A 12,127-nucleotide genomic window follows, 5' to 3' on the forward strand; every position below is an offset into this window, starting at 1 on the left:
GCCGGAGTTTTTGAAATTCAGTTACGCTTTTGCTGCTTCGGCTTTTTTGCTCTTATCGAACACGCCGCCTTTTAGTGTCTCTGGCAGTGATAGCCATAGAAGACCAGCAAGGATCCATACGATTGGTGAACCCCACATTGCGGTTTGTAGGTCGGTACGTTCTTGGATGAAGATAAGTACCATTGGTGCCCACATACCGAGGATACGACCACCGTGGAATAGTGCCGCGCCGTAGCTACGTAGGTGTGCTGGGAACAGTTCTGAGAAGTAACCACCCCATACCGCTGAAGAAGACAGACCGAAGTTGTAAATCAGACCAAGTAGAGCCAGCATGTTTAGGCCGCCAATCACCATGTCGCCAGGTGCAACAAAGAAGATTGAAACCATGATGCCCGCTAGGATGAAGCCAAATGCGTTCACCTTACGACCGAATTTGTCAGCTACCCAACCCCAGAACCACGCACCAAACAGTGAACCAAACGCTGAGATAGAGAAGATGAGACCGATGGTTGCACCGTCGAACATACGTACATCACGTAGGTAAGTGGTTACGAAGCCACCAAAGAATTGGAAACCGTAGAAGTTAAGGCCAGCCAGCAATAGACACGTTAGAGTGATCTTACGGTAAGGCTTGCTTAGCATTTCGCCCCAAGAGCCTTTTTTCGCTGGTGCATTTGATTCTTCTGCTTTTGCTTGCTCTTCTTCACCGTAAGCGATCACTTTGCTGTCGCTAGGTAGTACAAAGATCATGACCACAGCGGCTGCCAATGGTGGGATACCACCAACAAGCATTAGGCTTTCCCATGGTGCATCGATGCTTGCAATAAATGCTGCATACGCACCCATTACCATCAGTGCTACAGAGAACATAGAAGACGCGAATGCCGTCAACTTACCACGTACCGTTGGCCTAAATAGGCCGATCATCAAGCTTACTGCCACGGTGAAGTAACCACCCAGTGACAAACCAATGATGAAACGCATTGCTGCCCATGTTGTGTAGTCGGTGAACATCATATTGATGATCGTTGCGCCACCGTTTAGGGCTGTGATGGTAATAAGAGTGGATTTCTTACCAAATTTTGTTGCGAACCAAGCACAGCTCAATGCACCGATAAGTGCACCAACCGACTGCCATGTATAGAACTGGGCAGTGTCTGACAGGCTAATACCATCATACGCTTCAACGATGTATGGGCGTACGTAGTCAATAATTACAAAGTTATAACAATAGAAAAAGTAACCAACCAGTATCGCTAGATAGGCAGCTACCCTTTGAATCATAGGAACTTCGCTCATGTGTCTTTTGGCATTCATGACCGATAAACCTCTATTTCACTTAGGATTTGTTGCTATTCAAACTTAAAGAACACGATCTTATTGGGATCATCTTCGATTTCGTGTCGGTGTGAATCATAGTTTTTTTAAGGTCATTAGATCCGTGATCAATATCAATTTTAAAATGAATGCGCACCCAATTGGTGGTTTTTAGTGATGGGAGTCTCATTAAATCGGTCTTTTTGGCATTTTTGAATATATAACCGTCTATATTGGTGATTATAGTCACAGTTATGGCGGGATTATCGTTTAGATATGCTTTTTTAAAGTAATATCCAAGCACAAATAATTAGCACCCAGAATTATGGAAACCCTGAAATGGTTACGTACTCAAGTTTTGTGGTGATTGCGTTATACGTGTTAATCACCATATTAATCAGCTATTTAGTGAATAAGCGCTACAGCAATGGTGGCGACTTTTCTACGGGTGGAAAGCAATTTGGCTGGTTTACGGCAGGTGTTTCGATACTTGCGACTTACATTAGTGCGATGACGTTTGTAGGGATGCCTGGTTGGGTTTATAGCTCTGGCATGGAAGCGATGAGTATTCACCTTAACTATCCCATCGTTATCTTTTTCACCGTCATTTTCTTTGTGCCTGTCTTTTATAAGCTGGGTCTGACTTCGATTTATGAATACCTTGAGCACCGGTTTGGGGTGTATGCAAGAACCATCAACTCGATTGTGTTCATTGTGGTTCAATGTATCTCTGCGGGTGTGATTTTGTATGCCGTGGCGCTGATCTTAGTGCAAGTTCTGCCTATCAGTATTTCTGAAGCCATCATCTACATCAGTATTTTCACCGCTTGCTATACCTATGCGGGCGGGATTTCCACGGTTATCTGGACCGATATGTTGCAATCTGCAGTATTGGTGGCAGGCAGCATCGCTATCTTTGCCATTCTAATGAAGGAGATTAATACGGCAGATTACCTTTCTCGTGATCACCTGAATATCATCAACTTAGACTTTGATTTGGGCGTGGATACTACACTCTGGGCTGGTATGGTTGCCGTGAGCTTTTTGCATTTGAGTGTGTACGGCACCAACCAATTGATCATCCAACGCACGTTAGCGACGAGATGTGAAAAGACGGCGCAGAAGTCGATGCTGTTGTGTGGTTACGGTGCATTTTTTGTGTACTTATTCTTCGCGGTACTCGGTGTTCTTTTGAGTGTTTTCTATCAAGATCAATCGTTTGAAAACAGCAACGAAGTGATTTTGGATTTCGTCTTCAACCACACTAACCCAATCGTCGTTGGTTTGATCATTTCCGCATTGGCGGCGGCCGCAATGTCGACCTTGGATTCTACCTACAACTCAATGGCGACCGTCGCAACGTTCGATATCTACAAGCGTTTCGTTCGCAAGAGTGCCGATGATGAGCACTACGAAAAAGTCGCAAGAAAGATGAGTTTGCTAGCTGCGGCTATGGTGGTAGTGCCAGCTCTTCTGGCGGTATCGAATGAATCGGTACTCAAAACCATCGCTAGCCTGACTTCCATCTTTGTTGGTATCCGTTTGGGTTCATTCGTGCTTGGTTTATTCTGGGCGAAAGCCAATGAGAAAGGCGTGATCGTTGGCAGTATCATGAGTGTGATTGCGGTGTTTACTGCGATGTATCTCGACGTGGCTTGGCCGTGGTTCGCGCCAATTGGTACGTTCGTCTTCCTTTTGTTTGGTGTGTTAGTGAGCCGTCGTTGGGGCGCTGTGACTGCCGAGCAACAAATCTTTATCAATAATCAAAAACATCTTTTTGCAAAGCCAACCGCAAGCCATTACGGGCTATTGGTGTTCGCTGTGGCGACCATCGCCGCTTGTATGGTTCTCCCTGATTGGCTTTATGCTGCATTGTCGTAATAGGTAAGTTTATGCTGTCCATCTTTGATATTTACAAGATTGGTGTGGGCCCTTCTAGCTCTCACACCAATGGTCCCATGATCGCGGGTTACCACTTTACTCGTTTGATTGAATCTAACTTGGCAAAAGTGGTTCGTATTCAAGTCGATTTATACGGCTCACTCTCGTTAACGGGGATTGGTCACCATACTGACCGTGCAACCATTTTGGGTCTGTTGGGTAACAAACCAGATACCATCAAAATCGCTTCTGCGAACAAAGCGATGCGCAAGGCGATTGAAGAGGGCATGATGTCTGTCGATGGCCGTCATGAAATCGAATTCAACTACAAAACGGACATGTTGTTCCATGAAGAGAACCTTCCTCTGCATGAGAATGGAATGACGATTACTGCGTTAGATGCGCACGGCAATCAGGTTGGGTTTGAAACTTACTACTCTATCGGTGGTGGTTTCATCGCAACGGCGGATGAACTGCAAAATGGCAGTGCGACTGCTCCCGTAGAAGTTGAGTTCCCATTCTCCAGTGCAGACGAAATGTTGGCACAGGCAGAGAAGAATGGCATGAGCCTTGGCGGCATGATTCTGAAAAACGAACAAGCGCTTCAGGATATGGAAGCCATCAATCAACGTGCAGAACAGATCTGGCGTGTGATGACGCGTTGCATGGAGCGTGGTTTCGAAACAGAAGGCATCTTGGATGGCGGCTTGAATGTGACCCGCCGTGCGCCTAACTTGCTGAAGAAGCTTGAAGCAAATGCAGCAATCGAAAACGATCCAATGGAAATCATGGATTGGATTAACCTGTTTGCTTTTGCTGTAAGTGAAGAAAACGCCGCTGGTGGACAAGTCGTAACGTCGCCAACTAATGGTGCAGCAGGTGTGATTCCGGCGGTATTGATGTACTACCATCGCTTCATCAAAGAGCTGGATACCAAACAACTTAAAGACTTCCTTGCTGTATCCGGTGCGATTGGCATTTTGTACAAAACCAATGCGTCTATCTCGGGTGCTGAAGTAGGCTGTCAGGGCGAAGTTGGCGTGTCTTCCTCTATGGCGGCAGCTGGCCTGACCGCGCTACGTGGTGGCAGCAATGAGCAGATTTGTATTGCGGCCGAGATTGCCATGGAGCACTCACTAGGCATGACTTGTGACCCAATCGGTGGCTTAGTGCAAGTACCGTGTATTGAGCGTAATGCAATGGGCGCAATGAAAGCGATCAATGCTTCTCGCATGGCATTAAAGCGTAATAGTAAATGTTTGATCTCATTGGATAAGGTGATTGAAACCATGTATCAAACGGGCAAAGACATGAACAAGAAATACCGCGAAACGTCACTGGGTGGATTGGCTTTGATCCACCTAGCACCGCCTTGCGAATAATGAGTTAGGCACATCTAACCAACAAAAAAGCCGAAGCACTGAGATGCATCGGCTTTCCTTTTTCGGAGCGTTTATAACTTAGCTATGCGTTTGCTCACCTTTTGGTGTGCTTTGGTTTGGTTGATAGTGCAAAATCACCATCGAGGTGGGTGACAGCAAGACTTCGCCTTCAGCATGTCCTGGGTTGAGGTTACGTACGTTTGTATCACAGATCGTCACCCATTCTTGCTTTCGCTCATTGGGGAGCTTAAAGCGCGCTGTGGCGTTAGTTTGGTTGATGAGGTAGACCAGTTCTTGCCCTTCTTTACCGATACCAAGGTGAAGTGCGACAGAGCTTAAACGGTTCCAATCATCGTGCTCCATTAAGCGACCGTCTGTACGGCGCCAGAAAATACGGTTGTTATTGCGATTCTCGCCACTGAAAGCTCGGATAAATGGCACCATGTATTGATTTCGGTTGGCGACCATTTGTGACATCCATGCTTTGAAATGTTGCTTACGTTCTGTCTCTTCCCAGTTCAGCCAACTGGTTTCGTTGTCTTGGCAATAGGCATTATTGTTACCGCCTTGGGTGTGAGACAGAACATCAGCAGTGAGAATGTGTGGGATACCGAAGGCAAACAGCAAGCTAGCAATAAGGTTGCGTTTTTGCTTCTCACGCGTGGCGATGATCATCAGATTTTCCGTCTCGCCCTCAACACCGTAGTTTTCTGAACGATTGTCACCGTGACCGTCGCGATTTTCTTCGCCATTGGCTTCGTTATGTTTGTGCTTGTAAGACACTAAATCTTGCAGTGTGAAGCCATCGTGATACGTGATGTAATTTACGGTGAGTTTGTATGGCCAGTTCGCTGCACTGTAAATGTCACGAGAGCCCATTAATCGAGTGGCAAACTCTTTTAAATAGCCTTGATCACCGCGCCAAAAACTGCGGGAAATATCACGCAGTTTGTCATTACATTCGTTCCAACCAAATGGAAAGTTCCCCACTTGGTAGCCATTTGGACCAATATCCCAAGGTTCGGCAATCAATTTGGTTTCACGCAAAATTGGGTCTTGCGCAACGGCTTTAAAGAAAGCTGCTTCTGGGTTGTAATCATCGCCCTGTCGACCTAACGTTGCAGCCAAGTCAAAACGGAAGCCATCGACTTTAAATTCGCTAACCCAGTAGCGCAATGTATCCATCACAAGGTTTAAGGCTGGTTGGTAGGTGAGATCCACTGTATTTCCGCAGCCAGTGTAATTGGCGAAGTGGTTGCCATGTTTGATGTAAAAACAGGAATCGAGGGCCTTCAGGTTGAAAATTGTAGGCCCTTCACCACCTTCAGCAGTGTGGTTGTAAACCACGTCGAGAATCACTTCGATGCCGTTTTTATGCAATTCGCGAATTGTTGTTTTTAATTCCGTAACGGCGTCTTGTTCTGCGTAGCGCGGATCGGGCACCATAAAGAGATAAGGGTTGTATCCCCAATAATTGACCTTTTCCATCTCTAGTAGGTGAGGCTCATGCATGCATGCTGCGACAGGTAGCAATTGCAGCGTGTTGATGTTTTGCTGTTTGTAAAAGGCCAGCATTTCAGGTGATGCAAGACCTAAGTAGCGCCCCTTCAGCTTGTCTTCAACCTCTGGGTGGCGTTGGGTAAGCCCTTTGACGTGGGTCTCAAACAACACCATCTCTTCTCTGGGTATACGCGGGTGAACCGTGTTTTGCCAGTCAAAATCATCTTCGATAACGACGCACTTCGGCATATCGAAACTTTTGGCTGGAGAGTAGGGAGGGTGATAGTGGAGGGCTTTATCTATTGATTTTGCGTACGGATCAGAAATTAACACTGGCTCGTCCTTGTGGGAGACAAGATAACCGTATTTTTGCCCCGGCTTAATATCTGGAATAAAAGTATGAAGTATGCCAGCGTATTCATTCGGTAAACCGTGAAGCTCGTAGCTGCCATCGTCTGCAAACAATGCCAGTTGAATGTCTGTTACGCCCGGAGCATGAATAGAGAAGTTACAGCCTTCTTTATTCAATGTTGCGCCCAGCGGGTAGGGGCGAGAGAGAAGTCGTGTCATCGGAGATACTTTATTTAATATTTATTGCTACCTTTAGGAAACTATAAGTTAAAAACTTTGTCTTACTAAGGTCAACCACCCTAAATATAAAAATATTCGTGTAATTTAATTACTTTATGTGACGGCTTAGAGTCAAAAATATGAAATGGCTATCACTTTGTAGCGGCTCAAAACCGAACAAACTTACTAATTCCTCCCTAGATTGGTGATCTGACTCGAAAAAACACCATTCGGTAAATTTTCTACTCCCTTCTCATCCCCCTTAAATTAGTTTAGGGCGGAGGAAGTCATCCTTGTACGCCTCGGGTAATCTCACAACTGTTGAAACAAACGGGGATTCGTTCCCATCTTACCTCTCTTTCTTTAGGTGTGTTTTTACTGCCTATATTCACCTAAAAGAGTGAGCAGGGAAGACAGAATTATAAATACCCTTAATGGAGTTAAGAATGAAAAAAGTAAGTGCAATTGCTGCTGCTGTAGCTGCAACTTTAGCTGCTGGTTCTGCATTCGCAGTGGATTTCCACGGTTACATGCGTGCTGGCGTTGGCGTGAACGCTGACGGTGGTCAACAATTAACATTCGAAAAGAACAAGATCGGTCGTCTAGGTAATGAAAGCGATATCTACGGCGAGATTCAACTAGGTAAAGAAGTTTACAACAACAACGGCAAAACGTTCTACGTAGACTCTATGGTTGCAATGACTTCTAACGGTTCAAACGACTGGGAAAGCACTTCTGCTAACTGTGGTTTGGATAACGACGAAGTGAAATGTGTAGACGATGCACAATTCGCACTACGTCAGTTCAACGTTCAAGCTAAAGGCCTACTAAACTTTGCTCCTGAAGCAACGCTTTGGGCAGGTAAACGCTACTACCAACGTCACGACATTCATATCTCTGACTTCTACTACTGGAACATCTCTGGCGCGGGCGCTGGTGTTGAAGGTATCGAAGCTGGTCCTGGTAAAGTTTCTTTCGCTTGGGTTCGTAACGACCGCGGCGATATCGCAGACCCAGGCAACGATGGTGGCGCAACAAACGTAAACACTCTAGACGTACGTTACGCAGGTCTTCCTCTATGGGACAACGGCTCTCTAGAAATGGGCTTGAACTACGCAATTCTTAACGAAACTGACGCTGCGCCAAACGGCACTAAAGATGCGAAAAACGGCGTAATGTTCACAGCAGAATTGACTCAAGGTCTAGACGCTGGTTTCAACAAAACAGTGCTTCAGTACGGTACTGAAGGTTACTCTAAAACAATGGCATTCTACGGCGACGGTAGCTGGTACGGCGCAGAAGCTGACAACGGTGCATCTGGTTACCGCCTAATCAACTGGGGTGTAATCGGCATGGGCGACAGCTGGGAAATGGGTCACCAGTTAGTGTACGGTGTTGGTGAAGACATGTGGGCTGGCCAAGACAAGTGGGAAACAATGTCTGTTGTTGTTCGTCCAATGTACAAATGGGATGACAACCACAAAACTATTTTCGAAGCTGGTTACGCTATCGACGATAACGACGGCGAAGAAAACAAATACGGTAAGCTAACTGTTGCTCAAGCATGGTCTGCTGGCTCTAGCTTCTGGGCTCGTCCTGAAATCCGTGTTTACGCTTCTTACCTAACGGCTGACAAAGAAGACAACTCAAACACATTTGACAACGGTCGTTCAGACGATACGTTCCAGTTCGGTGTACAAGCTGAAGCTTGGTGGTAATCATCTAACCACTAAGTCCTAAATTGTCCTAGAATGATACAGCCAGAACTTATCTGGCTGTATTTATTTAAAAAACAATAAAGAGTCGAGGTAGACAGTAATGAAAAAATGGCTTGCTCCCGTACTGCTGGGCATGTTGGCTACTGGTTGTGCGTCTGTAGAACAAGTAGAGATGAGTCCAAAAGGTCAGCAACAAGTGATCACGCAATCGGGTGATATTCAATGGGTACCGCTTAACGTGCCTGTGGTTACTGAATTCGCTTTGACTGATAAAAGCCAAATGTTGTTGGATGGTAACAGTGCTGGCGCTATTGCAGCGTTTGCTCTTCCAGGAAACCGTGGCAGTCTCGATATCAAATTAGAGACATTCGTAAGTAAAGAACTTCAATTTTATGCTCCTAATGTCGCAGTGATGAACTCGGCAGGAGAAACCATTTACCAAGCAGATTTTTCAAAGTTTAAGTATGAACCAGCAAAACTGTTGGACAACGATAAATTCGTACTTGATCTCAATGTGATTCCAGACATGACAGGTAACGATCTGCATGTGTTGGTTTACACGACTTCCGCCGATCTAAAAGGAAGTACACAAGTTTTACACCCTGCAAAAGCCTTCGCCATGGCGCGCCACACTCAGCCGCCAGATATTGCAGACCCTCTAGCGAAACATAGCCCACTTGGTCAGTTCCGCTTTTCGGTATCCGCGAATGATATCGTGAATACTAAGATTGTTGCGAAAAACGATAACATTCCCCAAGGTACGGACCTTACTAGCTACTACTACAGCTCCATTGAAGCAGCAGTCGCAGCGAATGATATTCCGAAAGCGCTCACTTTGCTTGATGAAGCAAAAGAGCTGGGTATCGAAGGTGCACAACAAGTGTTTGTGAAAGCCGTAAATAGAAAATAATCAGATAAAAAAGGTCAGCGAAATGCTGACCTTTTTCATAGAAAATAAACCAATAAAAATACCCCTACATAGAGTTACCTTATTCACATAATTATTTTTATTACTTTGTTTTTTATATAGGTTGGATCAATAATTAATGGCAGTTCCTAACTTATTTTTTGTACTTAGGAAATAAACAAACTTCTCGAAGTGATTTAAATTCGCAATCTGACGATATTTATTTGGCGTTTGATATTTCCATTTTAATAACGATTAATATTTCTTTTAACCGTTGAGTTTATTTTGCTTTGGATATACTAAAAAGGAATTACGTGAAATGAACATGATGAAGACCTCTCTTGCTGCTGCCCTACTTGTTGCCTTAGTAGGTTGTCAATCGACGGCAGAACCTGAAGCGGCCACAGAGCCAGTTGTTAATATGTCTCAAGACGAAGTGGTTGCTTTCATGAAAGCGTGTGACAACCCAGACAGCACAGCGAAAGGACCTATTTCTAAACCACTATTTGTGGTGGGTACTTTTGCGGATTCCGATTGGAAACACGTGCCTCAGCGTCAATACACCTACAAAGGGAATAATTTCTACCAAGCCGTGGTTCAAGAAAAAGTAGGCTCCTACAAAATGCAGTATGCGACCGAGTTGTGGTTCCCACAATTTACCGCAAAAGGTAATAGAATGAACGTTGGTGAATTAACACCATTAACATTTGGTGGTTACGGTACGGATACTTCGGTTGATATTAAAGAAGATGGTAAATATGTATGGAGTCTTCAGTTTGAAGGAAAAGGCAAACCTGTTCATGTCATGGTAAATAAGTGCCAATAATATTCAATTCAATTATTTAAAATCTATTTTTATTTATTAACCCCTGCATGAAACACATGTCGGGGTTAATTTTATTACTCAAATTTCCGTAGTTTATTTGAGTAAGTTAGGGAGAATAAAATGCGTAATATCCTACGTAACCATCGCCTGTCTCGATCGTTGCTTGCGTTAAGTGTGATTGGTGCTTTATCTGCGTGTAATTCTTCTGGTGGTGGCGACACTAATAGCAGCACTCCGCTACCGGATACCAGTTATGCTTGCCAAGCCAATGTCATGGCGCAAAGTAACCAACTTCGTACTTATCAAATCATGGTAGAGAGTTTTGTGGATGGTGATGCGAGCATTGGTCACGGTACAGGTTATGGCACCAGCCATCATAACGGCGATTTGCAAGGAGTGATTGATTCACTCGATTACATCCAAGACTTAGGGATGAATGCGATTTGGTTGACGCCAGTTTTTGAGTCAGAAGAGATAGCAGGACAAGATCATTGGGCGGATCGTTTGGACGCCACCGGCTATTTTGCGACAGATTACTTTAAAATCGACCCCAAATTTGGTGACTTAGCGACCGCGAAAACTTTAGTCGAAGAAGCACACAAACGCGGTCTGTACGTATTTTTTGATGGCGTATTTGGCCACCATAAGAATGGTTTGATCAAACCCTCGCCTTCCGGCTTGTTGCCTTCAGGCTCAAGCAATCCCGTGGATTACCCAGCCAGTCTCGATTTCTACAAAGAGGTGGCGACGTATTGGATCAAAGAACTCAAGATTGACGGCTGGCGTTTAGATCAAGCCTATCAAGTTCCGACAGACGCTTGGACACAACTTCGTAAAGCCGTCGATGAAGCCTCACAAAGTGTGACGTACACCAATAGCAAAGGCGATCAAGTGAATCCGTTGGGTTACATGGTGGCAGAGATTTGGAAAGGGGAGTCTGAGATTGCGAATGAGGCGTATGGATCGAACAGCGATCCAGCATTGTGCTCTGCGTTTGACTTCCCTATGCGATATCGCATCGTTGAAACTTTGGCCGTGAATGAGAGCGGCGTGGGTGGTCGCGGTGTGGATTGGTTAGACAACGGCTACAGCACACACAACCAATATCCAACACATGCGCAGCCGAATTTGATGATCGGCAACCATGATTTAGTGCGCTTTGGTGACTTGTTACAGCGCGGAAACTTGGCGGATGTGAATGATGCAGAATATTGGTTACGCCATAAAGCCGCGTTTGCTTTCCAAGCGGCGTACACCGGGCCAATCACGTTGTACTACGGTGATGAAATCGGGGATCAAGTGGATGGTTTTGCCGCAAAAGAAGACAACAGCACCTGTGCCATTCAAGGTTTGTGCGATGATCACGTTGCGCGCAGCAGTGCGAAAATTGAAGGCGTGACGGCGACGCTTGATGCAAACCAAGCCGATCTCAAATCTTATGTGACATCGCTGATGACAATGCGCGATGCGCATCCTGCACTTTATCAAGGGTCACGCACGAATTTAGTTGCGAGTAACGGCAGTTATGTGGACTTGAAACAATCTGGTTCGGACAAAGTCTTGTTTGCGCTAAATACCTTAGAGAGCGCTAGAAGCGTCACTCTTACTCAGGAGAGTGTTGGTACTGGTGAGTTGGTGGATTTGCTCACGAATGAAAAAATTACTCCGAGCAATGGTCAATATCAGATTCTGATGTCGCCACTACAAGGACGATTCTTTGCGGTAAAACCTTAAGGAATTATCCAGAATTGATGCTCACCAGTTGAGCTGACCACAAGCTTTCTTATAAACAAGCCAAGTGTTGTTGCTGACCCCCATAGGCGCACACTTGGCTTTTTTCTGTCTGTTTTACTTTTCCCTTAATGGTTTTACGACGATGTAGCCAACAAGTTGCTTCGCTTTTTGTATTGGCGTTTGTTTTCAGCAGATGGATATTTGTGAGATAAGCTGCACATTAAAAAGTAAATTAACACTTGTGCAACGTAAAAATGTGACTGAAGGATTATTTATGCCCCACTAATATGTT

The 12,127-nt window shown here is 45.1% G+C and carries 8 protein-coding genes; 6 read left to right on the top strand and 2 right to left on the bottom strand.

What is annotated here, in order from left to right:
- Positions 1–21: 21 nt before the first annotated feature.
- Positions 22–1,317: an MFS transporter gene (locus R7E78_RS02625; RefSeq protein ID WP_130545709.1), complete on the bottom strand. Its 1,296-nt coding sequence runs from the start codon at positions 1,315–1,317 to the stop codon at positions 22–24.
- 339 nt (positions 1,318–1,656) lie between these two features.
- On the opposite strand from R7E78_RS02625, the gene R7E78_RS02630 reads away from it, so the two are divergent.
- Both R7E78_RS02630 and R7E78_RS02635 read left to right on the top strand, forming a co-directional pair.
- Positions 1,657–3,198: a sodium:solute symporter gene (locus tag R7E78_RS02630; protein WP_130545710.1), complete on the top strand. Its 1,542-nt coding sequence runs from the start codon at positions 1,657–1,659 to the stop codon at positions 3,196–3,198.
- Between the two features lie 11 nt (positions 3,199–3,209).
- The gene (locus tag R7E78_RS02635; protein ID WP_167415830.1) at positions 3,210–4,580 is read left to right on the top strand and encodes an L-serine ammonia-lyase; all 1,371 of its coding nucleotides are present in this window, start codon (positions 3,210–3,212) and stop codon (positions 4,578–4,580) included.
- Between the two features lie 78 nt (positions 4,581–4,658).
- On the opposite strand, the gene glgX is transcribed toward R7E78_RS02635, so the two are convergent.
- Complete coding sequence (glgX, locus tag R7E78_RS02640; protein ID WP_262643712.1) at positions 4,659–6,650, bottom strand: glycogen debranching protein GlgX; 1,992 nt, start codon at positions 6,648–6,650, stop codon at positions 4,659–4,661.
- Between the two features lie 446 nt (positions 6,651–7,096).
- Between glgX and R7E78_RS02645 the strand changes: the two genes are divergently transcribed.
- The 4 genes from R7E78_RS02645 to R7E78_RS02660 all read left to right on the top strand — a co-directional run bounded on the left by R7E78_RS02645 (position 7,097) and on the right by R7E78_RS02660 (position 11,835).
- Complete coding sequence (locus tag R7E78_RS02645; RefSeq protein WP_318057618.1) at positions 7,097–8,368, top strand: maltoporin; 1,272 nt, start codon at positions 7,097–7,099, stop codon at positions 8,366–8,368.
- Between the two features lie 100 nt (positions 8,369–8,468).
- Positions 8,469–9,278 carry a MalM family protein gene (locus R7E78_RS02650; protein WP_005374786.1) on the top strand — a complete coding sequence of 270 codons (810 nt, stop codon included), beginning with the start codon at positions 8,469–8,471 and terminating at the stop codon, positions 9,276–9,278.
- A 316-nt stretch (positions 9,279–9,594) separates the two neighbouring features.
- Positions 9,595–10,101: a hypothetical protein gene (locus tag R7E78_RS02655; protein ID WP_017634473.1), complete on the top strand. Its 507-nt coding sequence runs from the start codon at positions 9,595–9,597 to the stop codon at positions 10,099–10,101.
- A gap of 120 nt (positions 10,102–10,221) precedes the next feature.
- Positions 10,222–11,835 carry an alpha-amylase family glycosyl hydrolase gene (locus R7E78_RS02660; RefSeq protein ID WP_017820115.1) on the top strand — a complete coding sequence of 538 codons (1,614 nt, stop codon included), beginning with the start codon at positions 10,222–10,224 and terminating at the stop codon, positions 11,833–11,835.
- Positions 11,836–12,127 lie beyond the last annotated feature (292 nt).

Source organism: Vibrio sp. YT-19(2023) (genome assembly GCF_033337395.1).

Coding starts and splice junctions, on each gene's coding strand:
- R7E78_RS02625 (WP_130545709.1), bottom strand. CDS start 1,317: ATGAATGCCAAAAGACACATGAGCGAAGTTCCTATGATTCAAAGGGTA.
- R7E78_RS02630 (WP_130545710.1), top strand. CDS start 1,657: ATGGTTACGTACTCAAGTTTTGTGGTGATTGCGTTATACGTGTTAATC.
- R7E78_RS02635 (WP_167415830.1), top strand. CDS start 3,210: ATGCTGTCCATCTTTGATATTTACAAGATTGGTGTGGGCCCTTCTAGC.
- glgX (WP_262643712.1), bottom strand. CDS start 6,650: ATGACACGACTTCTCTCTCGCCCCTACCCGCTGGGCGCAACATTGAAT.
- R7E78_RS02645 (WP_318057618.1), top strand. CDS start 7,097: ATGAAAAAAGTAAGTGCAATTGCTGCTGCTGTAGCTGCAACTTTAGCT.
- R7E78_RS02650 (WP_005374786.1), top strand. CDS start 8,469: ATGAAAAAATGGCTTGCTCCCGTACTGCTGGGCATGTTGGCTACTGGT.
- R7E78_RS02655 (WP_017634473.1), top strand. CDS start 9,595: ATGAACATGATGAAGACCTCTCTTGCTGCTGCCCTACTTGTTGCCTTA.
- R7E78_RS02660 (WP_017820115.1), top strand. CDS start 10,222: ATGCGTAATATCCTACGTAACCATCGCCTGTCTCGATCGTTGCTTGCG.